Annotated in this window: 21 protein-coding genes and 1 pseudogene; 6 read left to right on the top strand and 16 right to left on the bottom strand. The window is 71.7% G+C overall.

All coding sequences use genetic code 11. The features are described from left to right. Positions 1-96 precede the first annotated feature (96 nt). Together ACN20J_RS40880 and ACN20J_RS40875 are read right to left on the bottom strand one after the other, a co-directional pair. The gene (locus ACN20J_RS40880; RefSeq protein ID WP_189839633.1) at positions 97-1,428 is read right to left on the bottom strand and encodes an ABC transporter substrate-binding protein; all 1,332 of its coding nucleotides are present in this window, start codon (positions 1,426-1,428) and stop codon (positions 97-99) included. 268 nt (positions 1,429-1,696) lie between these two features. Further along, entirely contained in the window at positions 1,697-2,818 is a 1,122-nt protein-coding gene (locus tag ACN20J_RS40875) for an ROK family protein (RefSeq protein WP_190227307.1), read from the bottom strand. Between the two features lie 256 nt (positions 2,819-3,074). On the opposite strand from ACN20J_RS40875, the gene ACN20J_RS40870 reads away from it, so the two are divergent. Both ACN20J_RS40870 and ACN20J_RS40865 read left to right on the top strand, forming a co-directional pair. Next, positions 3,075-3,992 (top strand): N-acetylglucosamine kinase, encoded by a 918-nt coding sequence (locus ACN20J_RS40870; protein ID WP_419667898.1) that lies wholly within the window; start codon positions 3,075-3,077, stop codon positions 3,990-3,992. 198 nt (positions 3,993-4,190) lie between these two features. After that, the gene (locus tag ACN20J_RS40865; protein ID WP_419667897.1) at positions 4,191-6,122 is read left to right on the top strand and encodes a phosphatase PAP2 family protein; all 1,932 of its coding nucleotides are present in this window, start codon (positions 4,191-4,193) and stop codon (positions 6,120-6,122) included. Between the two features lie 149 nt (positions 6,123-6,271). Here ACN20J_RS40865 and tgmB read toward each other — a convergent pair whose 3' ends face one another. Both tgmB and tgmA read right to left on the bottom strand, forming a co-directional pair. After that, the gene (gene tgmB, locus ACN20J_RS40860; RefSeq protein WP_419667896.1) at positions 6,272-7,261 is read right to left on the bottom strand and encodes an ATP-grasp ribosomal peptide maturase; all 990 of its coding nucleotides are present in this window, start codon (positions 7,259-7,261) and stop codon (positions 6,272-6,274) included. 16 nt (positions 7,262-7,277) lie between these two features. Further along, positions 7,278-7,469, bottom strand: a complete 192-nt coding sequence (gene tgmA / locus ACN20J_RS40855; protein ID WP_033325990.1) for a putative ATP-grasp-modified RiPP — start codon at positions 7,467-7,469, stop codon at positions 7,278-7,280. Between the two features lie 510 nt (positions 7,470-7,979). Here tgmA and ACN20J_RS40850 point away from each other — a divergent pair. Beyond that, a complete protein-coding gene (locus ACN20J_RS40850) occupies positions 7,980-9,200 on the top strand; it encodes a serine hydrolase domain-containing protein (protein WP_419667895.1) in 1,221 nt (406 codons plus the stop codon). Here ACN20J_RS40850 and ACN20J_RS40845 read toward each other — a convergent pair. The 6 genes from ACN20J_RS40845 to ribA form a co-directional block, all read right to left on the bottom strand. After that, a complete protein-coding gene (locus ACN20J_RS40845) occupies positions 9,133-9,687 on the bottom strand; it encodes a hypothetical protein (protein WP_419667894.1) in 555 nt (184 codons plus the stop codon). The two genes, ACN20J_RS40850 and ACN20J_RS40845, sit on opposite strands and share 68 nt — an antisense overlap. Positions 9,688-9,759: 72 nt before the next feature. Further along, a complete protein-coding gene (locus tag ACN20J_RS40840) occupies positions 9,760-10,944 on the bottom strand; it encodes a saccharopine dehydrogenase family protein (RefSeq protein ID WP_419667893.1) in 1,185 nt (394 codons plus the stop codon). Further along, entirely contained in the window at positions 10,937-11,998 is a 1,062-nt protein-coding gene (locus ACN20J_RS40835) for a saccharopine dehydrogenase (protein WP_419667892.1), read from the bottom strand. The genes ACN20J_RS40840 and ACN20J_RS40835 overlap by 8 nt, the downstream gene beginning before the upstream one ends. Next, positions 11,995-13,140, bottom strand: coding sequence for an NAD(P)/FAD-dependent oxidoreductase (locus ACN20J_RS40830; protein WP_419669045.1), 1,146 nt, complete (start codon positions 13,138-13,140; stop codon positions 11,995-11,997). The genes ACN20J_RS40835 and ACN20J_RS40830 overlap by 4 nt, the downstream gene beginning before the upstream one ends. A gap of 5 nt (positions 13,141-13,145) precedes the next feature. Further along, positions 13,146-14,123, bottom strand: coding sequence for an ornithine cyclodeaminase family protein (locus ACN20J_RS40825; protein ID WP_419667891.1), 978 nt, complete (start codon positions 14,121-14,123; stop codon positions 13,146-13,148). Positions 14,124-14,269: 146 nt separating this feature from the next. Beyond that, positions 14,270-14,929 (bottom strand): GTP cyclohydrolase II, encoded by a 660-nt coding sequence (gene ribA, locus ACN20J_RS40820; RefSeq protein WP_055613684.1) that lies wholly within the window; start codon positions 14,927-14,929, stop codon positions 14,270-14,272. Positions 14,930-14,968: 39 nt separating this feature from the next. On the opposite strand from ribA, the gene ACN20J_RS40815 reads away from it, so the two are divergent. Then, positions 14,969-15,760, top strand: coding sequence for a creatininase family protein (locus ACN20J_RS40815; protein ID WP_107102442.1), 792 nt, complete (start codon positions 14,969-14,971; stop codon positions 15,758-15,760). Positions 15,761-15,963: 203 nt separating this feature from the next. Here the strand turns inward: ACN20J_RS40815 and ACN20J_RS40810 are convergent. From ACN20J_RS40810 to ACN20J_RS40790, 5 genes and pseudogenes are all read right to left on the bottom strand, one after another. Next, positions 15,964-17,016 (bottom strand): annotated as a pseudogene (locus ACN20J_RS40810) (lysylphosphatidylglycerol synthase transmembrane domain-containing protein); the annotation flags it as partial. 14 nt (positions 17,017-17,030) lie between these two features. Next, a complete protein-coding gene (locus tag ACN20J_RS40805) occupies positions 17,031-18,110 on the bottom strand; it encodes a class I SAM-dependent methyltransferase (RefSeq protein WP_189839643.1) in 1,080 nt (359 codons plus the stop codon). Next, positions 18,107-19,207, bottom strand: a complete 1,101-nt coding sequence (locus ACN20J_RS40800) for a glycosyltransferase family 4 protein (protein WP_189839769.1) — start codon at positions 19,205-19,207, stop codon at positions 18,107-18,109. The genes ACN20J_RS40805 and ACN20J_RS40800 overlap by 4 nt, the downstream gene beginning before the upstream one ends. A 23-nt stretch (positions 19,208-19,230) precedes the next feature. Then, positions 19,231-19,629: a 6-pyruvoyl trahydropterin synthase family protein gene (locus tag ACN20J_RS40795; protein WP_055513514.1), complete on the bottom strand. Its 399-nt coding sequence runs from the start codon at positions 19,627-19,629 to the stop codon at positions 19,231-19,233. A 198-nt stretch (positions 19,630-19,827) separates the two neighbouring features. Then, complete coding sequence (locus ACN20J_RS40790; RefSeq protein ID WP_189839645.1) at positions 19,828-20,868, bottom strand: zinc-dependent alcohol dehydrogenase; 1,041 nt, start codon at positions 20,866-20,868, stop codon at positions 19,828-19,830. Positions 20,869-21,012: 144 nt separating this feature from the next. Here ACN20J_RS40790 and ACN20J_RS40785 point away from each other — a divergent pair, with 144 nt between their 5' ends. Next, positions 21,013-21,798, top strand: coding sequence for a CDP-alcohol phosphatidyltransferase family protein (locus ACN20J_RS40785; RefSeq protein ID WP_189839646.1), 786 nt, complete (start codon positions 21,013-21,015; stop codon positions 21,796-21,798). Positions 21,799-21,929: 131 nt separating this feature from the next. Here the strand turns inward: ACN20J_RS40785 and ACN20J_RS40780 are convergent, their stop codons facing one another. Then, positions 21,930-22,808: an oxidoreductase gene (locus tag ACN20J_RS40780; RefSeq protein ID WP_419667890.1), complete on the bottom strand. Its 879-nt coding sequence runs from the start codon at positions 22,806-22,808 to the stop codon at positions 21,930-21,932. A 196-nt stretch (positions 22,809-23,004) separates the two neighbouring features. On the opposite strand from ACN20J_RS40780, the gene ACN20J_RS40775 reads away from it, so the two are divergent. After that, on the top strand, positions 23,005-23,916 hold the full coding sequence (locus ACN20J_RS40775) for a helix-turn-helix domain-containing protein (RefSeq protein ID WP_189839648.1): 912 nt from the start codon (positions 23,005-23,007) through the stop codon (positions 23,914-23,916). Positions 23,917-23,951: the final 35 nt, after the last annotated feature.

The following is a 23,951-nucleotide window of genomic DNA, read 5'->3' as shown; positions in this document are numbered from 1 at the left end:
CGTAAGGGGCGCGGGTCCGTGACATTCGCGGCTCCGCCGCGTGGGCGCGACCGGCCACGGCCGGCCCGCAGCCGAATGATCGCGCCCAGCGGAGCGTCAGCCGCCCAGAATCCCCGACGCCTGGTCGAAGAACTCCCCGAGCTGCCCCTTGATCGACTTCTTGCCGAAGGCCACCGCGAGGTTCGACTGGAACAGCAGGTCCCAGATCTGGTCGGCGCCCTGCGGCGGGGGCACCGGCGCGGGCAGCGCGTTGGTCGCCTTGCCGACGCGCTGGGAGATGTAGTCGGCGTTCTCCATGTTCAGCTTGTCCGTCGGGGTCAGGCCCGAGGCGATCAGGTTGCGGGCCTTCTCCGTCGGCGGGATGCCGCGCAGCAGCTGCATGTCCTTGATCGCCGTGGCGTCCTGCGCGAAGAACGACATGATCTTGACGGAGTCGGCGACCTTCTTGCTGGCCTTGGTGGCGCTCAGCAGGACACCGCCGTTGACGAAGTTGCCCTCGCGGGCGCCGGACCAGTCGCCCTGCGGGGTGGGCAGGAAGTCCAGCTGTGCGTCGGTGATGGAGCCGCCCGCGCCGTAGATGCCGGAGTCGAAGCTGAACAGGGCCTTGCCGATGACGACCGCGTTCTTGGTGAGGTCGTTGTGCGCGGCCGAGGTGATGGCCGGCGGCGGGGAGGCGTTGGCCTTGCGCATGTCGGCCCAGAACTCCCACCACTCCTGGAGCGTGGCGGGGGTGAAGCCGAGCTTCTTGCCGTCGTCGGAGAAGAACGTCTCGCCCTTCTCCCGGGCGAAGACCTCGAAGCACTGGAGGGTGGAGCCGCCGCCGTCGTCGACGCCGTAGATCTTGCCGCCGCTCTTCTTGTAGACGTCCTGGGAGATCTTCTTCAGGTCGGCCCAGGTCCACTCGCGGTCGGGCAGCTTCAGGCCGAGCTTCTCCAGGCCGGTGCGGTTGACCGTGAGCTGGTTGACGCCGATGCCGGACGGGACGCCGTACAGCTTGCCGTCGACGGTGCCCGCGGCGAGGAGCGTCTTGGAGAAGCCGGTGAGGTCCAGGGACTTGCCGACGTAGGAGTCGATCGGAGCGAGGACTCCCTTGCGGGCGTACTGCGCGACCAGGGCGGTGTCCATCTGCAACAGGTCCGGGGCGCTGCCGCCGGCGATGTTGGTGTTGAACTTGTCGAAGTACCCGTCGTAGCCGGAGTAGGTCTCCCGGATCTTGATCTTCGAGTTCTTCTTCTGGAAGGCGGCCAGCGCCTTCTTGTAGGCCGCGTGCCGGTCGTCGCTGCCCCACCAAATCATGGTCAGGTCGCTGCTGGTGCTGCCGGCTCCGGTTCCTCCGCTGCAGGCGCTCAGCGCGCTGCCGAGCGCGCCGGCGACGGCGATACCACTCGTGGTCCGGAGCAGAGTTCTGCGCGAGATCTGGTGACCCACCGGGTCCTCCTGGATGTGCGTTACGGATCCCCTGGCCGAACAGAGCGGCTCGGGTCTTTTCCCTGGAGTACGCGTTCCCGCGCTCGGCCTCGCCCGGCCGCTGCGCACTGACGGATGGGGGTCCCCGGCCACTGAGGGCCGCAGTCGTACGAGCGCGCCCTCGCACGGCTGCCGTACGTCACGTACAGCGGGACGCCTCATCCAGAGCCGGGTCCCACCGGCTATGGAAAGCGCTTGTCCGGACATTGGCAGACCCACACGTAAGCCGTCAATGCTTCGCCCCCGTACCACCGGTCACGGTTTGACGTCCACGGGCCACGGCAAGTCGGCTCGCGCCCACCACCGTGCCGCTGTCGCCGACCGTGCTGCTGACCACTTCCGTGGGCCAGCTCAGCCGGCCCAGTTCGGCCCGTACACCGGGCAGGAGCTGCGGAAACGCGCCGGTTCCGCCGCCCAGCACGATCAGTCCCGGGTCCAGTACGGCGGCCACGGCGGCGGCGAGCCGGCCCACCTCGGCCGCGTGCAGAGCAACCACCGTGCGGGCCGTCGCATGGCCCTCCTCGGCGAGCGCGAAGAGCCGTTCCGCCGTACGGGGACAGGGGCCGTCGGCGCCCTGCCAGGCCTCCGCGGCCCTGCGCAGGAGGGACGGCGAACCTATGCGCTCCTCCAGGGCCTCGTGGCGCGGTTCACGGCCGTCGTCCCAGGGGTACGGCAGCCGGGCCACCTCACCCGCGGCGCCGTTCGCCCCGCGCAGCACCTGGCCGCCGATGACGACGCCGAGGCCGATACCCACGCCGATCCGCAGATAGCCGAAGGTCTCGCGGCCCCGGGCGGCACCCTCGTGCAGTTCGGCGAGCGCGGCGCAGTTGACGTTGTTCTCCAGGTGCACGGGAACACCCGGCGGCAGGGCGACGGTCACGGCGTCGAAGATCGGGCCCGCCTTCTCGGTCGCCGGGCGCATACCGGCGCCCTCCCGGTCCTGGGCGGTGACATCGCCGACGGCGACGACGATGGCGCGCAGCGGCACTCCGACCGGCAGCGTGTCCAGGACCTTGCGTACGGTGTCGGCGGCCTCCGGCCGGGTGCCGGTGCCCTCGGCCAGCAGCGTGCCGTCCAGGGCGCAGCCCCGCACACGGGTCTGGGCGGGGCCGAGGTCGACGGCCAGCACGCTGCCGGCGGCCGGTCCGAGCCCGTAGACGGCGGCGGAACGGCCGGTGCCGCCGGAGACGGTGCCGGAGTGGGTGGCGAGATCGGCGGTCTCCAGCTCGGCCACGGCCGAGGAGACGGTCGGCTTGGACAGACGCGCGCCGGCCGCCAACTGGGGGCGGGTCGCGGTGCCCGCCTCGGCCAGCACGGCGAACACCGCGCGGGCACTCTCACTCAGGTTCATGGGCTCCCTCAGGTCATGCCGCGGCGATGTGGTCGCAATGGTTGTACGGCACCGGGATTCCGTACCCCTTGACGCACCCTACTTCGTTAGTTAACTTCCTAACGAACTCAAGCGGTACACGCCTGCCGCGCTCATCAGAAGCCCGTCCCGGGGCTTCCCGAGAACTCGTCCGAAGACACGATCGCTCGTGCCAAGACACGGTTCGCCCGCCGTTCGCTCCGCATGCGCGGTACCGCGCAACGACGAAAGAGGCTCCGTGCAGGACTCCACGCCCATCGCCGTCGGCATCGACGTGGGCGGCACGAAGACGCATCTCCGTGCGGAGGCCGGGGGAAACCCCGGCCCCGGGCAGAGTGCGGTCGCCGATCACGTGCGTATGAGCAGGGGATGGCAGCCGCACGATCCCGTGTCCGCCGCCGCGTGGCTGGCCGCACTGATCGACGAGGCGTTGCCCCGGGGCGCACGCCCGGCCGCGGTGGCCGTCGGCGGGCACGCCTGCGAGACGCCTCGCCAGTGCGAGGAGATCCGCTCCGCGCTCCACACTCTTCTCGGTGTCCCCTGCCTCGTCGTGGGAGACGCCGAACTCCTCGTACCCGCCGCCGGTCTGGACAAGGGGGTCGGCCTCGTCGCCGGCACCGGTTCGGTCGCTGTGGGTCGGCTGCCCGGCGGCGACACCGTCCAGGTCGGCGGCTGGGGCGCGGTGCTCGGCGACGAGGGCGGCTCGGCCGGTCTCGTACGCGAGGCCGCGCGGGCCCTCTGGGCGGCTCATGACCGCGGCGATCCGCCGGATGCCCTCGCGGCCCGGCTGATCGCCGCCTTCGGCGTTCCCGAAGTACCCGCGCTGGGCGCCGCGTTGGAGAGCGCGGTCCAGCCGTCCGCCGAGTGGGGGCGGCACGCGCCCAGTGTGTTCGCGGCGGCCGAGGACGGCTCGCCGCTCGCCCGCCGGGTGATCGCCGAGGGTGGCCGCGCGCTGGCGTCGCTCGTCGTACGGCTCGCCGGGCGCGGGGTTCCCGTGGACGACGTGGTGGTGGCGGGCAGCACGGTGCTCGTCCAGCCCGCGCTGTACGAGGCGTTCACCGACGCGCTCGCAGAGGCGCTGCCGTCGGCGCGGCCCCGGCCGCTGCGCGTACCGCCGGTGGAGGGCGCCGTGGCACTGGCCAGGTCGCTTCGGTGAGGCGATCCGGGCCGATCTCTTTCCCGGACCGTTGAGTTGACCGCTCCTGGATGCGTCCACGCGTTCAACTCTCGTTCAGGGGACCGGGTTCAGCTCACGTGATCAGTTCGAGTTCATCGCTTTTGAGGCCGTCACTCTCGCTGTCGTGATGGTCGAGTTCATTCCTCCCGTTGTGACTTCAGAAGGAGAGGCACCTCCATGCCCGGTGCGCACCCCCGTCCCCCGCGTGGCAGATCCGGTATCGACCGGCGTGTGTTCCTGCGGACCTCCGTGGGCGTCTCGGCCGGACTGGTCGCGGGCCCCGCCGTGGTGGCCTGGCCCGCCGCCACGGCCTCGGCCGCCACCGACGCGGCTGCCACCAACGCGTCCGCCGCGTTCGTGGACTCGTACACCACGAACGTCATCGGCAATCTCACGTCGGACACCAACGCGGCCGTGCACATCCTCGACGGCTTCGCGCGCATCTGGAAGACGGGCGCGGCCTGGAACACCGGCACCCCGCTCATGCCCGAGGTCCTGCGCGCCAACGTGCGGTACAGCGTGCACGTCACCCGGCGCCGCACGGACGCCGAGGCCCGGACGGCGTTCATCCAGGACCGCCAGCACCAGAGTTACGCGGTGATCGCCGGCCTGGGCCCGCTCGCGGACCTCTACCGGAGCGGGGCGAAGGCCGTCACCGGGATCACCTCGGCGCCGGACGGCATCCCCGCGGGCAAGATCAACGACACACTCCCGGCCGACGCGCCCGCGGGCTCCGCGCTGGGCGCCGGCTCCTACACCTCGGACCTGGGCAAGGTCGCCGAACTGGTCGACACGGTGCGCGGCCCGTTCGCGTCGAGCAACCCCTCCAAGCTCGCCTACCAGTACCCGCGCCCGTGGCGCATGAACGAGGACAGCGAGGTCGTCGACACGGGGAGGACCGACGAACTGGGCTATCCCGTCTACGAGTCCGACGTCGTGGTCGTCCCGCAGCTGCTGAGGCAGCGCGGCAGCGACCCGGCCGACGACGGCGGCTTCTCCAGCGGCCACACGAACGCCTTCTATCTGGCGGCGCTGGCCATGGGGTACGCGGTCCCCGAGCGGTTCCAGGAGCTGGTGGCCCGCGCCTCCGAGCTCGCCCACACCCGCATCGTGGCGGGCATGCACAACACCGTGGACGTGGTCGGTGGCCGGCTCCTCGCCACGGCTCTCGCGGCGGCGGCGCTCGCCGACCCGAAGAACGCCGGCCTCAAGGCCGCGGCCCGCGCCCAGGCTTCCGCGTACTTCCAGGAGAGGACGGGCACGACCGCGGACACGCTGTATGCCTACGCGCACTCGGCGGGCCGGGACACCGACCCGTACGCGGACCGTTCGGCCAACTGGGCAGCTGTCGAGCCCCGGTTGACGTACGTCCTGCCCAAGCGGCACTCGCACGACCGCATGACCGTGCCGAAGGGCGCGGAGGTTCTGCTGGAGACGCGTCTGCCATATCTCACGGCGGCCCAGCGGCGCGAGGTGCTGCGGACGACCGCGCTGCCCGCCGGTTACGTCCTGCTGGACGGCTTCGAGCAGTGGGGGCGCCTGAACCTCTTCGCCGCCGCCGACGGGTACGGGGCCTTCGACACGGATGTGCGCGTCACGCTGGACGGTTCGGCCGGTGGTTTCGGTGCCTCCGACACCTGGCGCAACGACATCGGCGGCCGGGGCGCGCTCGTCAAGCGCGGCAGCGGCACGCTGACGCTCACCGGCGACAACGAGTACTCCGGTGGCAGCACGGTGGAGGACGGTGTCCTCGCGACCGGCTCGGCGGACGCGCTCGGGTGTGGTGACGTACGGGTCAAGGGCGGGACGCTGCGGGCGACTTCGCCGCTTCGGGTTCGGGGCGTGTACGCGCAGGCGTCCGGCTCGGTTCTCGACGTGACGCTCGACGAGGATCGCTCGGCGGCTCTGAAGGTGGGTCGGCGTGTGGTGCTCGACCGGGGTAGTCGGCTTGTCGTTCGGCTGGATGGCTCATACCGGCCTCGGCGGGGTGCGGTTCTTCCTGTGATCGAGAGCCGGGTGTTGCAGGGGCGGTTCGCGAGCGTGACTGTGGACGGGGTCCGGGCCGAGCAGGTGTTCACCTCGCGTGGGTTGTCCGTGCGGATTGCGTAGGCAGTTTGCCGGAAGCTCTTTTGATGAATCTGCCGGTCGGTGGGGGCCGGTCGCGCCCACGCGGCGGAGCCGCACATGGCACGGCCCCGCGCCCCTGGAGGGGCGCTGTTCGTGTCCGGCGCCGGGATGTTGCCCGGCGCCGGTCCTCGTCAGTGGCCCTCCAGGAGCCACGCTCTGCTGCCGTTGGTCGGAGGTGTGGGTGGGATGGGAGCGGACAGCCAGTCGGCGACCGTGCGCGCGATGGGCTGGCCCGAGTCGATCTCTATGAATCCGAACTGGCCGGACTGGTTGCACTCCAGGAACCACCACATGCCCTCGGCGTCCTCGGCGAAATCGAAGGCGCCGTATGCCAGTTGGGCCTCCCGGAGATAGGAGACCACGCCGGCGGCGATGCACGAGGGCACGTCGGCGGGGCGCCAGGGAGCGTCGGAGGTGGCGAACCGTACGTCCACCTCGTCCGGGTCGGCGTCCGGGTCGACCGCCTTGCGGGCGGCATGGATCCGGTCGCCGACACAGGTCAGCCTGATGTCGGCCCGCTTGGCCACCCGCCGTTGGAGCAGGGTCGGGCCGTAGGCGACGGCCGCGAAGTCCGCGTCGGGCGCGACCCTGCTGGTCGGGACCGCCCGGGGCGGCTCCTGCGGGTGCGCGCCCGAGACGGGCTTGACCACCAGGTCCGGGAAGCGGTCCGCGAAGTCACGCGCGGCCTGCGGGAACGTGGTGATCAGGGTGGCGGGTACGGGCAGTCGGCTGAGCTGGGCGAGGTGGAGCTGCCAGGGCTTGTGCCGGGCCCGCCGGGCCGCGTCGGGGTGGTTCATCCAGCGCGCGTCGGTGGAGCGCAGCATGCCGTAGAGCGCCTGGGCGGACTCCTCGGTCAGCCAGTCGGAGGGCTCGGCGACCCGGCTCGCGGGCACGCCGGGCCTGCGGACCCAGACGGACCGCAACCCGTTCATGCTCACCAGCCGGCCACCGACGGACAGATGTCCGCGGAAGACGCCGTGCACATACTCCCCGGACAGGGCCACGGGGCCCGGCAGGTCCGCGGGGTCAAGGCGGACGACCGGAACACCGGTCCCGTCGAGTTCGGCCACCACCATGTCCGCGGTCACATCCTGTTCGCACGTCAGGATCAGAACCGTCATCGTCAGTGGTCCGGCTTCAGTCGTCGAAGTGGGTCTTCGAGCCTGCCGTGGAGGTGGTGGCCCCCAACTCCCGCAACACGGCGTAGTCATGAGCGGCGAGCCGCCCGTCCGGGAGCACGTTCAACTGCAGTCTGGAGTCATAGGCATACGGAACGCTGACCTCCAACTGCTGGGCCGGACGGGCGTAGTTGAGCGCGAACGGTCGCATCGGTTCTCCTTGCTCGGTGCGAACCCGGTGAAGCGGATCGTGACGCTCCGGCGTCACGTCGCCTGACAGGTTTGCAGGGCTTCCACGGAGATATACGAATCGAACAGGCGAATGGTTGCCTCACGCAGCGTAGTCATCGGACCAGTACGGTCCGTGACGTGATCCGACCGGGCCGATCCTGCGTGCATGGGGCAGCCATTCGACTCTTATGACGCACGCCCCGGGGTTACGGATCCGGGGTCGAGCCGCAGTTCAGCGCACTGGCGCACACCTTCACCCTTCGAACGCCTCGCGCGCCGGTGTGGTGCCCCTGGTCCGGCGGCGCCTGGGCGCGCCGCACCACAAGTCGTCGTACATGCCCGGCCGTGGCCATTAATTTCATTCGGAGGACACCCCCCTCACGGCTACTCTCGTAGCGCTTTCCGATCTCCCCGCCCCATCGCCGACCCCTTGCCGCAGTCCCCTTCCAACCCGTTTCCGCCCTTTCCGACTGTCAACCGGAGGCAGACCATGGATCAGTTGCAGCAAGAAGTGGATCCGGTCGAGGTCGGTCTCGATCCGGTGGCGCTGGACCGTCTCGACCGGTTCTACGCCCGTCGCGTGGACGACGGCCTACTGCCCGGGTACCTCATTTCCGTGGCTCGTCACGGCCGTGTAGCGCATCTCACGTCGTACGGCCTGCGCGACCGGGAGGCCAACGTCCCGGTCACCGCGGACACCGTGTGGCGGCTCTACTCGATGACCAAGCCGGTGGCGTCCGTCGCCGCGCTGATGCTCCACGAGGAGGGCCTGCTCGACCTCGACACCCCCGTCGCCCGCCACCTGCCGGCCTTCGCGGACCCCCAGGTCTACGAGAGCGGCGCGGGCGACGACATCAGGACCCGCCCGGCCGAGGGCCCCGTCCTGGTCCGGCACCTCCTGACCCACACCGCGGGCCTGACCATCGGCGCGTACCGCACCCACCCCGTGGACTCCCTCTACCTGGCGGCCGGAGTCGAGACCTCGGCACCGAAGGACGCGGATCTCGCCGAGGCCTGCGAGGTGTACGGGGGTCTGCCGCTCCAGTTCGAGCCGGGGACCGAGTGGAACTACTCGGTCGCGACCAATGTGGTCGGACGGCTCATCGAGGTGGTGACGGGCCGGCCGCTCGACGAGTTCCTCGCCGAACGGGTCTTCGCACCCCTCGGGATGACGGACACCGGCTTCTGGGTCTCCGACGAGCAGGCGGACCGGCTGGCCGTCCTCTACCAGGAGAACGAGGACGGCGGGTTCGCACCGATCCCCGGCCCGCCGGTGCACGAGCGCCCGCGCCTGCTCTCCTGCGTCGGCGGGCTGGTGGGGACGGCCCGCGACTACCACCGCTTCATGGAGTTCCTCCGCCGACGCGGCGAACTCGACGGCGTCCGGCTGCTGTCCCCCGAGACCGTGGACACCATGACCGCCAACCACCTCCCCACCGACCTCCACGCCTTCGGCAGCAAACCCATCCACGGCCAGCCGGGCAACGCGGGACTCGGCTTCGGCCTCGGCGTCTCCGTCGTGGTGGACGCGGACCGCACGGAGTCCCCGGAGAGCGAGGGCTCCTACGGCTGGAGCGGGGCGGGCGGTACGACCTTCTGGGTCGACCCGCGCAACGATCTGACCGTCCAGCTCATGACGCAGGTCAGGCCTGCGGGGATGCTGTCCTTCCATGAGCTGAAGGGGTTCGTGAGCGAGGCGCTCGGCGGCTGAGGAGGGCCCGGCAGGGCATTGACCATCGTGCCGCTCCGTGAAGGCGGGCGGCAACTCCTCGTCCCGCAGGACCAGTTGCCGCAGGTCCCTCGGCGAGCTCCCGGGCCGCGTCGAGGGGCGTGCCCGTGCCGCCGCCGCGCAGGTCCACATGGATCTGGCCGTCCGGGAACCGCTCGGCGGCCCGTACGCCCCAGTGGGTGGCGAGGGTGGTGACGCCCATGCCCTCCGGTCCGTACAGCGGGGCGAGCCGGGGCCGGCCGTCGGACGTGCGCCGGGCCTCCTCGTCGAGCCGCTTCAGCGCGTCGCGCGGGTCGGTGAAGGACCGTATGGACGGGGGCAGTGTGGGCCGCCCGACCGTGCGGCCGGGTGGTCGCACTCCGCCCGCGAACTCGGCCCAGGCGCGGGCGAGTCGTGGATCGCCGAGCACTCCCTCGTGCACGACCCGCGCCACGGCCTCGACCTCGGCCGGGCTCGCGGGCGCGGCCACCTCACGCCCGGCGATCCCGCACGAGCCCGCCGGCCGACTCCCAGGCCCACTTCCGGAGTGGTGGCCCGGACATCAGGACGGCTCGTCCGTCCGCAGCGTGAAGTCGACGCCGTCCCGGGCGAGTTCGGCGAGCCAGTCCTCGGACCGCTCGGCCGTCTCCGCCGCCCGGTTGAGGCCGGGCGGCAGACCGTCGCCGAGGATCCGCCGCACCCCGAGCGCCAGCGTCCGCGACACGCACCGCGCCATCGCGCTCTCCTCCGCGTCGCCCACCAGGTCCAGCAGGTAGCGGCCCGACCAGGTGCGGTCCGAGCCGGCGTGTACGTCCAGGGACACGGCGAGGACGACACGGTCGCGGTCGGCGTCGGTGGTCGGGTAGCGGGCGGCCAACTCCTGGGCGAGGGCGGTGATTCGCCGGTCGTCGCCGTGGCGGAGTTCCTCGAAGACCGGCTGCCAGGCGTCGAGCCAGCCGTCGAGGCGGAGGGTGCCGCGGACGAAGGTCTGGGGCTTCCAGGCCGCGGGCAGTCCGTACTGGTCGACGAAGGGAATGCTGTCGCGGTTGGGGTAGACCTCGAACGGTTCGCCGTCCACCACGTGCGGGCGTGTGACCTCCCAGGGACGCGGGGCGGTCGTCTCGGCACCGGCCTCGATGTAACGGGCGGGCGAGCGCAGGGCGTTGAGGACACCCGCCGGGGCCCAGCTGAACCGGTACTTGAAGTCGTTCGGGACGGCCGGGATGCCACCGCAGTACGAGGTGAGGCTCACCTCGGCGGTCGTGTCCGCGCCGATCTCCTCGCGGGCCCTGGCGATGAGGCTGTGTGCGAAGAGGTGGTCGATGCCCGGGTCGAGGCCTGACTCGGTGAGGACGACGACCCCCGCGGCCGTGGCGGCGGGCACCTGGTCGAGGACCGCCTCCGAGACATAGCTGGAGCAGGCGAAGTGGGCCCCGCGGCTCACACAGGCGGCGAGCAGGCCAGCGTGTTCGGGCGCCGGGAGCATGGACACCACCACGTCGCCGGGCGCCAGTTCGGCCGTCAACGCCGTGAGCGTGTACGCGCGGGGCTCTGCGCGGCCGGTGAGGCCGCGGCTCTCCAGGCTCTCGGCGGCCCGCTCCTCGGTGCGGTGCCACAGGCGTACGCGGTCGGCCGCGTCGCACAGCGCGGCGAGTCCGCTGCCGGTGGACAGGCCCGCGCCGATCCAGTGGACGGTGCCGGAGGCGGGAACGGGGACGCCGGCAGGCTGGGCGGTGGTCTCAGACATCGCGCAACTCTCCTCGTGTCAGGCCGAGTTCACGGCATGTCTCGTGGAACCGGTCCAGGTCGCGGCCCCACGCCCCGGCCACCCCGAACTCCAGGAGCTGTGGCGTCAGTGCCGCCGAGAAGTCCGTGCTCGCCTCCTTGGGCAGCAGGGACGGCAGGTTGTCGATGGCGATGAGGTCGAGGGCGGGCTCCTCGTGCAGGCGCCGCACGGGGTCGGCCCAGTCGGTGACCGTGTCGTAGACCGGCAGGACGTTGTAGGGGGAGCCGACGTCACAGGTCACGTCGCACACCGTGCGCAGTCGGCGGGCCGGTTCGTCCAGGTCCTTGTCCGTGAGGAAGGGGGTGCTGGGCCCGGTGGTGAGGACGGTGTTCACCATCAACTCGTGCTCCAGCAGGGCCTGTCGGTCCAGGTCGCGGGTCTCGGCGAGGTCCCAGCAGGTGGGGCCGAGCCCCGCCTCGGCGAGCGCCACCCGCGCACCGCGTCCGGAGCGGCCGAGCGCGCCGATCACCAGCGAGGCGAACTCGGCGTCGCCGGGGGCCGGTTGGAGTTCGGCGTCCAGTTCCTCCTTGGACGTCGGCCGCAGTGGAGCGCTCAGCCTGCCCCGGTGGTGCAGTACCGCGAGGGCCGCGCCCACATAGCCCGCCCAGTAGCCGAAGGCGGCGAGCCTGCGGCCGTTGTCGTCCACCAGGTACTCCAGATCGAACAGCGCCCCTCCCCCGGCGACGAACCGGCGCAGCAACGCCTCCGCCCCGGGCTGCGCCTTGTAGGCGTGCCCGAAGAAGACATGACGGTGCCTCAACTCGGCTGGCCCGTCCGGGAGTTCCTTGAGTCCGACGATCACCGCGTCCGCCGGGGCGTCGACCCAGGACCCCGCCTCGACGACTCGGCAGCCCGCCTCCTCGTACTCCCCGGTCGGGAAGACCCGCTGCGGGGAGTCCTCGACGGTGAGCGTCACGCCGTCCCGGACGAGCCGCCGGGCGTCGGACGGCACGATCGGGGTGCGTCGCTCGGTCGTGCGGGTCTCGTGGCGCAGCCACAAGTGGAGCTCGGTCATACGCAGTTGACCTCCGGTCTCAGGGCATCGGCGGCGAACCGTTCGGCACGCAGCGGGGTGATGTCGACGAAAGGATCATGCCCCAGGAAGAGATCGCGGACGACCTCGCCCACGGCGGGCCCCTGGAGGAAGCCGTGCCCGGAGAACCCGGTCGCGTACAGGAAGCGGGAGACCGAACTCGCCTCGCCGATCAGCGCGTTGTGGTCCGGGGTGATCTCGTACAGGCCCGCCCAGCCGCCCGTCCTGCGCAGGTCGAGCAGGGCCGGTGCGCGGTGCTCCATGGCCTCGCAGAGACGGGGGATCCAGCGGTCGTGGGTCTCGGTGGCGAAGCCGGTGGTCTCGTCCGGGTCGGACATGCCGACGAGGAGACCGGGGCCCTCGGTGTGGAAGTACAGGCTGCTGGTGAAGTCGATGGTCATGGGGAGGCCGGGCGGGAGGTCCGGGACCGGCTCGGTGACGGCGATCTGGCGGCGCAGCGGCTCCACCGGGAGGTCCACGCCGGCCATCGCGCCGACGGCCCGCGACCAGGCGCCCGCCGCGCAGACGACGGCCGAGGTGTCGATCCGGCCCAGGTCCGTGACGACGGCGGTGATGTCGTCGCCGCGTGTCTCGATGCCGGTGACCTCGCAGTGGCGTACGACCTTGACGCCGTGGCGGCGGGCGGCTGCCGCGTATCCGTGCACCACGGCCTCGGGCGTGCAGTGGCCGTCGTCCGGGGAGAAGGCGGCGGCGAGCAGTCCGTCGGTGGTGATCAGCGGCGAGAGGCGGCGCGCCTGGGCCGGGTCCAGCATGCGGCTGGGCACGCCGAGTCCGTTCTGCAGCCGCACTCCTGCCTCGAACGCCTCGACCTCCTCCGGTGTCGACAGCAGGAAGAGATAGCCGACGCGGTGCAGCCCGATGTCGTGGCCCGTCTCCTCGCCGAAGCGGGCGAACGCCTCCAGGCTGCGCGCGCCCAGCTGGATGTTGAGCTCGTCGGAGAACTGCGCGCGCACTCCGCCCGCGGCCCGCGAGGTGGACCCGGACGCGAGTTCGTCCCGCTCGACGAGCACCACGTCCGCCACTCCGGCCCGCGCCAGGTGGTAGGCGATGCTCGTGCCCATCACCCCGCCGCCGATGACGACGACCCCCGCACGCCCGGGCACCCCGGTCACAAGCCCACCCCCTGCTCGCGAGCGGCGTCGATGACCGCCCAGGCCGCGGCCGCGTCCTGGACACCGACGCCGACGCTGTTGTAGTAGACGATGTCCCGCCCGGTCGTACGTCCCTCGCGGCGGCCGGTGAGTACCTCGCCGAGCGGGATCAGGTCCTGGCGGGTGAGCGTTCCGGCGCGCAGCGCGTCCACGACCGGTCCGGCGTGTTCCGCCGCGGTCTCGGGGTCGTCCACGACGACGGCCGAGGCCCGCCGTACGACCTCGGTGTCGACCTCGCTGCGGCTGGGCTCGAAGGATCCGACGCTGACGACCGTGCAGCCCGGCGCGAGCCACTCGCCCCGGACGACGGGCGTGCTGCTGAGCGTGCAGGCGGCGACCATGGGCAGTCCGGAGACGGCTTCCTCCGCCGAGCCGACGGCCTTGACGGGAATGCCGAGTTCGGCCGCGAGGAGCCGCGCCGCCCGTGCTCTGCGGTCCGGGTTCGGGCTCCAGATCCGTACGGCTCGCAGGTCCCGGACCCGGGCGACGGAGCGTGCGTGCGCGAGGGCCTGGGTGCCGGAGCCGATCAGGCCCAGCTCGGTGCTGTCGGGGGTGGCGAGTGCGTCGAAGGCCACGGCACTGGCCGCGGCGGTGCGCAGGGTGGTCACCGCCGTGCCGTCCATGACGGCGACGAGTTGCCCGGTGACCGGGTCGAGCGCGTTGATCACGGCGTGGATCGTCGGCAGCCCGGCGGCGGCGTTGCCCGGGTTGACACTGCCGATCTTGGCGACGGGCCCGGTGTCCGCGGACAGCCGCGCGAGGTACGCGAACACGACACTGTCGTCGAACCCGCTCGGGTGCATGATCTTGCCGGGCAGCTCGGCGGTGCCCTCGCCCAGCGCCGTGAAGGCGGCCCGCTGGGACCGGATCGCGGTGTCGGTGTCGAGCAGCGCTGCCACCTGGTTGCGGGAGAGGTGGAGGACGTCGTCGGTCATCCCTCTTCCCTTCCCCTGTCCGCGCCGATGTCACCGCGGTCGGGGCGTCCGGGTGACACTCGTCCTGATCACACCGCTGCCCCGGCCGCCGCGCGCCACTGGGGACGCGCGGCGCGCGGGGCCTGCTGCGGGCCCGGTCGACCGGGTCAGACGCGGTGACCGACCACGGCGTCCAGGTGCGGTAGGTCGTGGTCCAGGCGCTCCCGCTTGGTGCGCAGATAGGTGATGTTGTCCTCGCAGGGCGGGATCAGCAGCGGGACCTGCGCGTCGACCTTGATGCCGTTGCGGAGCAACGCCTCGCGCTTGCGCGGGTTGTTGGACAGCAGTCTCACGGAACGGACGTCGAGGTCGTGCAGGATCTCCGCGGCCACGCCGTAGTCGCGGGCGTCCACGGGCAGCCCGAGCGCGAGGTTCGCCTCGACGGTGTCGAGGCCCTCCGCCTGGAGTTTCATCGCCTGGAGCTTGGCGAGCAGGCCGATACCGCGGCCCTCGTGGCCCCGCAGATAGATGAGGATGCCGCGCCCCTCGGCCACGATCTCCCGCAGTGCGGTGGAGAGTTGGGGACCGCACTCGCAGTGCCGGGATCCGAACGCGTCACCCGTCAGGCACTCGGAGTGCAGCCGGGTGAGCATTCCGTCTTTCTGGATGTCACCGTAGACCAGAGCCACTTGTTCGTCTCCGCGGGTACGGTCCAGGTAGCCGACGGCCTGGAAATCGCCGTACACCGTGGGCAGCGGGGCATTCACGACCCGCTCGACACCGGCGGAGTGGGCTTTCCCGGCGAGTACGCCATCTATTTCTGTCATGATTCTGGTTCCTAAGCAGAGACGAAAGGTCGCGAGAACATGGGCAATTCGGGCGGTTCGGAAATACGACTCACGGTGTCAGGGCAGTTGCCGACAGACACCACGGAAGACGTACGCGCACGAGGTGCCGGCGCTGCCCGGCAGGTCGCCGTGCTTCCCGTGGGCAGCTTCGAGCAGCACGGTGCGTATCTTCCGCTGTCGACGGACACGCTCGTCGCCTGCGCGATAGCCCAAGAGGTAGCTGCCGCATTCCCCGTTCACCTCCTTCCTCCGGTGACGATCTCCTGCTCGCACGAACACGCGGCCTGGCCGGGAACGGTGAGCATTTCCTCCGTGACGCTCCATGCGGTGGTGCGGGACATCGCCGACTCGCTGCGTCGGTCGGGTGTGGACACCCTCGTCGTGGTCAATGGACATGGCGGCAATTACGTATTGGGCAATGTCGTGCAGGAATCCACGGCCGCCGGTGCCCGGATGGCGCTTTTCCCGGCCGCGGAGGACTGGGAGACGGCGCGGGAGCAGGCCGGTATAGAGACCTCGCTGCTCACTGATATGCACGCGGGGGAAATTGAGACCTCCATTCTGCTGCACAGGCATCCCGAATTGGTCAGGCCGGGTTACGAGACCTCGGACTTCGAGGCCGACGACCGCCGGCAACTGCTCACGCTGGGCATGTCTGCCTATACCAAGTCCGGTGTCATCGGCCGCCCTTCGAGGGCGTCCGCCGAGAAGGGGAAGGAACTCCTCGCCTCGCTGGCCGGCTCCTTCGGAGCGTACTTCTCGCTGCTGACATCGGAGGCCGGGCTTCCTGCGGTCGTCGATCGGCACTGAGTGTCCCCGTTTCCTTCCGCGCGGGCCGGGATCCGGGGCTCCGGTGACTCCAGGTGCGAGTCCGGGCCCGGCTCGGCGGCCACGCTCTCCTGCGGGCGCCGCAGCCCCGCGTACCAACGCGCCACCAGTACGGCGACACCGGGCAGGCTCGCGGCGAAGCTGAGCACGCCGTAGACCACGGCCACGGTCAGGCCCTGGGTCGCGCCCAGGCCCGCCGCGCCGAACGCCCAGGCGGTGACGCCCTCCCTGGGTCCCCAGCCGCCGACGTTCAGCGGCAGCCCCATGGCGATCAGGGCGAGCAGTGCCAGGGGCACCAGCTCGGCGGCGGACGCGGATGAGCCTGCCGCCCGGGCCGCGAGCAGGAACATCAGGACGTGTCCCGCGAGCACCACGACCGACGAGATCAGGACGCCCGGCCAGCTCCCGCGGGCCAGCAGCGCCCCGCGCGCCTCGGTGAGCGCGGCGCGCACGGCCCGGTAGCGGCGGGACGCGCGCGGCGCCCGGCCCCTGCTGCGGACCGCGCCCACGGTGACGACCCCGCACAGCGAGACGGCGACCAGCAGCACGGCGAGGTGCCGGGTCTCGGTCAGTACCGGCGAGGGCTGGGTGAGCAGCACGGTCACGCCGACGGCGGCCAGGACCGCCTGTCCCGCGACCCGTTCCAGGACGACCGCGCGCACTCCGCGGCCGACGTCACCGGCGCTCTGTCCGTGCCGTACCGCGCGGTGCACGTCGCCGAGCACGCCGCCCGGCAGGGCCGCGTTGAGGAACAGCGCGCGGTAGTAGTCGGCGATCGCCGGGCCCAGCGGCAGCCTGAGCTTCATCCCGCGGGCCACCACGCACCAGCGCCAGGCGCTGAACACGGTGGTGAGCAGGCCGATGCCGAGCGCCGCGAGGAGTGTCGGGCCGTCGATCCGGCGCAGGCCGTCCAGGAAGACCCCGGTGCCGAGCCGCCAGGTGAGCACGGTGAGGATGACGATGCCGGCGATGGTGCCGAAGTGGGTGCGCAGGACGCGGGAATCGAGGCGCGCCAGGACGGGACCCGCGAAGCGGGCCAGGACCTTGCGCGGACCCGCGGCGGGCGTGTCCGCGGCCGCGTCGGCGCGGGCCGGACCGGTCTCGCCGTCCCCCCTGTCCCCGCCGTCCTCACCGTCGAGGCGTGCTCGTCCGGTCTCTTGTTCCTCCGCACCGCCGTCACGGACCGCGGACGACAGTTCGTCGTCCAGGGCGGCCAGTGACTGTGCCTCGTCCGCCATCGCCGGCGTGCTCATCAGGCTCCCCCTGTCGGGCGGGCCAGTGCGAGCAGGTCACTGTGGTGCACCACCACGTTCAACTCGCCCGCCTCGCAGGCCGCGAGGCGCTCCTTGAGGTAGGCGTCGGCGCGCGCGGCCAGTTCCGGGCGCTGCTCGACGGCCGCGCCGACCCAGCCGCGCAGCCACTCCGCGGTCAGCGCGGACTCGTCCGGGCCGAGGCGCCAGGCGCTCGGGTGCACCCGGACCGTAGCGCCGTGCCGGGCGAAGGCGTCGCAGGCCGCGTTGATCGATTCCGGGCCGAGCAGATCGCCGCGCCGCTGGTGGTCGTTGAACGCGGCGGTGATCTCGTCGTCCAGCGGGTGGGCCGGGGTGAGTTCGACGCGGCCGACCACGGAGAGCGTCAGGAGCGCGGGGCAGCCGGCTCCGGCGCAGGCCGCGGCCAGCGCCTCGATCTCGTCCGGGGTCAGTACGTCCAGCAGCGCGGAGGCCGTCACCAGCGAGGCGCCGGCCAGGGCGTCCGCGGTCAGCCGGGCGACGTCGCCGCGCTGTGTCTCCACGGTGACGCGGCTGCCGTCGGCGGCCGACCGGGGCGACCCGACGGCGGCGAAGTGCAGCAGATACGGGTCGCGGTCGTGCAGCACCCAGTGCTGGGGCCCGTCGAGCCTGGGCGCGAGCCAGCGGCCCATGGAGCCGGTGCCGCAGCCCAGGTCGTGGATGACGAGCCCGCCACGCCCCGGCAGGTTCGCGAGCCGGATCCGCAGCGGGTCGAGGAGCTCGGCCGCCCGGGCGGCCGCGTCGACGGGCTCGCGCAGTTCCAGCCACTCGGGGGCGTAGCGGGTCGTGTCGTCGGTGGCCTCACCGCGGGTGCGGTCCCCGAGCCGAATCGTTCCTGTGTCCCGTCCCTGACTGTCCCGCCCCTGGCCGGGCACCACTGCTTCGGTCTCGGTCGTCGTCATCGCGTCGCGTCCCCGCCCTGCCGTGTGCGTCCCCTCACCACGTCCCAGCGAGGCGGTGGTCGTCTCCTCGTCGAGGCCCGGTTCGGCCGTCGTCGTGCCGTGCCCCGGAGTCCCGGCCGGCGTCGTGCTCGTACTGCTCATGCCGCCCCGATCCTTGCCTCGCTCTTCAGTCGCCCCAGGACACCAGACAGACTCCGGGCCGTGGCGGCCCAGCCTCCGAGGGAGGCCCGGCGGGCGCGCGCGGCGGCCTTCAGGCGTCGGCGTACGTCGGCCTCGCCGAACCAGCCGCGCAGTTCGGCCGCGAGGGCCGCGGGGTTCTCCGGCGGTACGAGCAGCCCGGGCACCCCGCCGTCGGGGGCGCGGCCGACCGCCTCGGGGAGTCCGCCGACGTCCGTGGCCAGCACGGGGATACCGCGGGCGAGCGCCTCGGTGACGGCCATGCCGTACGTCTCGGCGTACGAGGTGAGGACCATGAGGTCGGCGGAGGCGTAGCTCGCGTCGAGCGCGGCGCCGGACCGGGGGCCGGCCAGCTGGAGCCGGTCGCCGAGGCCGTGCTGGTCGATCAGGGCCCGCAACCCGGCCACGTACTCGGGGTCGTGGTCGAGGCCGCCGACGAGGACGCAGGTCCAGGGCAGGTCGGTGACCGCGGCGAGGGCCTCGACCAGTCGGTGCTGTCCCTTGCGCGGGGTGACCGAGGCGACGCACAGCAGTCGCGAGACGCCGTCGGTACCGGAGGCCAGTGGTGCGATGTCGGCGCCGGGCGCGGCGACATGGACCCGGTCGGGCGCGAGGCCGTGGTGGGCGACGAGCCTGCGGGCCGCCCACTCGCTGGTGGCGACGACGGCGGGCACGGACCGCAGCGTGCGGCGTTCCCGGGCGTCGAGGTCCGCGGCCAGCGCGGGCGTGAGTCCCGTCTCGTCGCCGAGCGGCAGGTGCACGAGGACGACCAGCCGCAGGCGTTCGGCCTCCGGGATGACGATCTCGGGGACCGCGCAGGCGACGATGCCGTCGAGGAGTACGACGGTGTCGTCGGCCAGGTCCGCTAGGGTGCGGGCCAGTTCGGCGCGGGCCGGGGCCTCGGGCTGGGGCCAGCTGCCGTCGATGGCGTGCTTGTGGACCTGCCAGCCGAAGCCGGGGAGGTCGAGGCTGACCCGGGCGTCGTAGACGTTGCCGCCGCTCGGCATGGTCGGGTCGTTGACCGCGCCGGGCATCACGAAGTGCATGGCGCGCAGGGACATGGGGATGATGTCGGCGTTGTGGCTCACAGGGCACGCTCGTAACTCGCCCAGGCGATGTGCGACTCGTGCAGGGTGACGGTGATGCCGGCCAGGCCGCGGGCGCCCTCGCCCAGCGCGCCCTTCTCCACTCGCTCGGCGAGGCGGTCGGCGACGACCTTGGCCAGGAACTCCGTCGAGGTGTTGGTGTCGGCGAACACCGGCTCGTTGTCGAGGTTCCGGTAGTTCATCTCGGCCACCACCTCCCCGAGTTCCCTGGTGGCCAGTCCGATGTCGACGACGATGTTGTCGTCGTCCAGCTCGGCGCGGCGGAACGTGGCGTCCACGAGGAACGTCGCTCCGTGCAGGCGCTGCGCGGGTCCGAAGACCTCTCCGCGGAAGCTGTGGGCGATCATCAGGTGATCGCGGACGGTGATGCTGAACAACGGACGACCCTCCAGGTGCGGCGCGTCTGACCCCTCTGCCGGGGCGTGCCGTGTAGTACGGCCGGTCCGTTCTCCGTGTTCAGGGGGTTCGGCTCGGAGTTTCGGACAATGGTGCCCAGGACAGCCGGGCCAGAGAGACGTGTAGTGCGAACTTGGTTACCGGTGTGAGGACTTGGTCACCCGATGGACACCAGGTGACTACGGGGTGTCTTCGGGGTGGCCGGTGGGCCCGACGGGTCGCGTGTCGTGATCCGGGGCGGGAGTGGTGTCGTACCGCACGAGGTGGCACAGCGCTGTCGTGTGTCCCGCGGCGAGTTCCGCCATCGCCTCCGGCAGGTCCTCGAAGGCGCATTCGCCCGTGATCAGGGCGTCGAGTGCCGGGTCGGCGAGCAGGTCGAGGGCGATGGCGAGGCGGTCGGCGTAGGTGCGGCGGGCGCTCCTGGCCGGGGAGACGGTTCCGACCTGGCTGCTGCGTATGACCAGGCGGCGGGAGTGGAACGCCTCGCCGAGCGGCAGGCTGACCTTCCGGTCGCCGTACCAGCTCAGTTCGAGGACGGTGCCCTCCGGGGCGAGGAGTTCCAGCGAGCGGGCGAGCCCGGCCTCGGTGGCGCTGGCATGGACGACCAGGTCACGGTCGCCTGCCGCGTCCGCCGGGAGTGCGAAGTCGACGCCGAGGGCCTGCGCGATGTCGGCGCGCGCCGGGTTGGCGTCGACGAGTTGGACCCGGGCCGCGGGAAACCGGGCCAGGAGCGCGGCGACGCTCGCGCCGACCATGCCGGCGCCGACCACGGTGATCCGGTCGCCGATCAACGGTGCCGCGTCCCACAGGGCGTTGACCGCGGTCTCCACGGTTCCGGCGAGCACGGCGCGCGAGGCGGGCACGGTCTCGGGCACGGGCGTCACGGCGCTCGCCGGGACGACGAACCGGGTCTGGTGCGGATAGAGGGAGAAGACGGTCCGCCCGAGGAGGTCCGTCGGTCCCGCCTCCACCACTCCTACGTTCAGGTAGCCGTACTTGACCGGGCCGGGGAAGTCGCCCTCCTGGAAGGGCGCCCGCATGGAGGCGTGCTGGCTCTCCGGCACGCCTCCGCGGAAGACGAGCGTCTCGGTTCCGCGGCTCACCCCTGAGAAAAGTGTTCGCACCACGACCTCGCCCTCGGCGGGTTCGGGCAGTTGGGCGTCCCGGATCTCACCGAGGCCGGGAGAGCGGAGCCAGAAGGCGCGGGCGGAGCGGTCCATTCGGCATCCTCCTGGGTGGTCCATGTGAATGGGCTGAGCAAATCAGCTGAACGATCGGGCGGCGAGCCACGTACCGACCTTTGCGAAGCCGCGCACAAGGTACGCGGCATTGATCGACTCTGTCACCTGGCCGGAGGATGTGCGGTGGCCCTGAACAACACGTACGACGCGAGGCTCTTGCAGCAGGAGACGGCCGTGGGAGCAGGTGTGCAGCTTCTGTTGCTCACCGTGCTCGGCACGGCGCTCGGCATGGGGCCCGCCGGCTGGCTGACGGGACTGGCGTTCGCGCTCGCGACGTGGGCGGTGCTCTCACGCGCCCTGCATCGCACGCGGCCACGTTCCTTCGGACCAGCGAACCGCGTGACCCTGGGCCGGGCCACCCTTGTCGGCGGAGTGACCGCGCTCGTCGCGGACTCCTTCCAGAGCCCGCCGCCCGTGACGGTCCTCGTCGCCCTCACCGCGGTCGCCCTGATCCTCGACGCGGTCGACGGCAAGGTCGCCCGCCGGACGGGTTCCTCCTCCGCGCTGGGCGCGCGGTTCGACATGGAGGTCGACGCGTTCCTCATCCTGGTGCTCAGCGTGTACGTCTCCACGACCGTGGGCCTCTGGGCCCTGCTGATCGGCGGCATGCGCTACGCCTTCGTGGCGGCGGCCAGGTTCCTGCCGTGGCTGAACAACGCCCTCCCGCCGAGCACCGGCCGCAAGACGGTGGCCGCCCTCCAGGGCGTCCTGCTGCTGCTCGCGGGCTCGGGGATCCTCCCGTACGCCCCCACGTTCGGCGTCGTCGCCCTCGCCCTCGGCCTGCTGACGTGGTCGTTCGGGCGGGACATCGCTTGGCTGTGGCGCACGAGGGGCTCCGCCGGGCGCGAGGTGGCGGCGGTCGAGGTGGAGCTCCTTCACCGGGAGACCGCGGGTGTGGGCGCCCCGTAGGGGCAGGGCCCACACCTGAGGGGCGCGGGGAACTGCGCGCCCAGCCACACACAACCCGCAGTGAAGGCATACCTCAGCTGCGGGTCGGTGGAGGCTGGGCGCGCAGTTCCCCGCGCCCCTTAGGTGGTGAATCAGCGGCCTATCTTGTCCAGTTCCGCGATCTCGTGGGCCGGCAGGACCAGTTCCGCCGCCGCGATGTTGTCGCGCAGGTGGGCCCGCGAAGACGTACCCGGGATCAGAACCGTGGTCGCGGAGCGCTGGAGCAGCCAGGCCAGGGCCACCTGCTGGGGCGAGGCGTCCAGGCGGGCGGCCACGTCGGTCAGCGTCTGCGACTGGAGCGGACTGAAGCCGCCGAGCGGGAAGAACGCGGCGAACGCGATGTTCTCCGCCGCGCACCGCTCGACGAGGGCGTCGTCGTGGCGGTTGGCCAGGTTGTAGAGGTTCTGCACCGTGACGACCGGGGCGATGGCCTGGGCCTCGGTCAGCTGGGCGTCTGAGACGGCACTGACGCCGAGGTGGCGGATCAGGCCCTCCTTCCGCAGGTCGGCCAGGGCGCCGAACTGCTCGCTCAGCGGCTCCTCGTCCGTTCCCCCGTCGTTGGAGCCGACGCGCAGGTTCACCACGTCGAGGGCGTCCACTCCGAGGTGCTGGAGGTTCTCGTGGACCTGGGCCTTGAGGTCCTCGGGGTCCCGCGACAGGATCCAGCTGCCGTCGTCGCCGCGGCGGGCGCCGACCTTGGTGACGATGCGCAGGTCGGCGGGGTAGGGGTGAAGAGCCTCCTTGATGATCTCGTTGACGACGACGGGCCCGTAGAAGTCGCTGGTGTCGATGTGGGTGATGCCCCGCTCGACGGCCTCCCGCAGGACCGCGACGGCCTCGTCCCGGTCCTTGGGCGGCCCGAAGACGTTGGGGCCCGCCAGCTGCATGGCTCCGTATCCCATGCGGGTGATCGTCAGATCGTCCGCCAGGGTCAGGGTTCCGCCGGAAACGGTGCCGGTTGCGTCCGTCATGGTGTGCCTTTCACTGCGTATCCATGGCTGTTCTGCGTGTGTTTGTGGGGAGACGGGTTCGTCTTGATCCGAGTGGACTGATTCGTCCTCTGCCGATGCCGACTCTGCGCCTGGTCGACGGCGGTCGGCAGTACCCCGCTGTTCCTGGTAGTGACAGGGGCAGTCACCGGCGCCGGGACGGACCTACGGTTGAGTCATGGACGCAACGAACGCCCTCGGAGAGTTCCTGCGGGCCCGTCGCGCGCTGATACGGCCCGAGGACGCCGGGATCCGCCACGGCGGTCTGCGGCGCGTGCCGGGACTGCGGCGCGAGGAGGTCGCGATGCTGGCCGGGATCAGCGCCGACTACTACCTGCGCCTTGAGCAGGGCCGCGACCGCAACCCGTCGCTCCAGGTCCTCGAAGCCCTGGCCGACGTGCTGGACCTGGACGCGCCCGCCACCGCGCACCTGATCGGCCTGACCCAGGCGCGCCCGTCCCAGGCGCGTCAGTCGCGCCGCTCCACAGACCGTGGACCGGCCGCACGAAAGCCCGAGCCCGTGCCGCCCGGCATCCTCCAGCTCATCGACGGATGGCCGAGCAATCCCGCGTACGTCGAGAACAGGTTCACCGATGTGCTCGCGGCCAACGCACTGGCGACGGCCCTGTCCCCGACCCACTCCCCCGGCGTCAACATCCTGAGGGCCATCCTTCTCGACGAGGCCGAACGGGAACTGCGCCGGGACTGGGAGGAACTGACCGAGGCGGGGGTCGCCGCCCTGCGGGCCAACGTCGGACCCGACGTCGACGATCCCCGCCTGGTGGAACTCGTGGGCGAACTGTCCGTACGCAGTGAGCGTTTCCGTCGTCTGTGGGGCCGTCACGACGTGCGGCCCAAGCACGCGCGCGTCATGCGGCTGCGCCATCCGAAGGTCGGCGACCTCGACCTGCAGTCCAACAAGCTGGCCATCAACGGCACGGACGGCCTGATCCTCAAGGTCTTCCACGCCGAACCGGGCAGCCGGGACGCCGAACTGCTCGCCATACTCGGGAGTCTGACGGCGACCTCCTCCGGCGAGAGCCGGAAGCCGACCGGCGCCGACGAGCACCAGGCCGTCGACGAGCAGTGACGGCCGCCGCCCGGGCCCTGGTGAGGGTCCGGGCG

It is taken from the genome of Streptomyces sp. 2-1 (assembly GCF_048564895.1).
GTDB classification, from domain to species: Bacteria; Actinomycetota; Actinomycetes; order Streptomycetales; family Streptomycetaceae; genus Streptomyces; species Streptomyces phaeochromogenes.
This window is presented reverse-complemented; position numbering and strand designations above follow the sequence as displayed.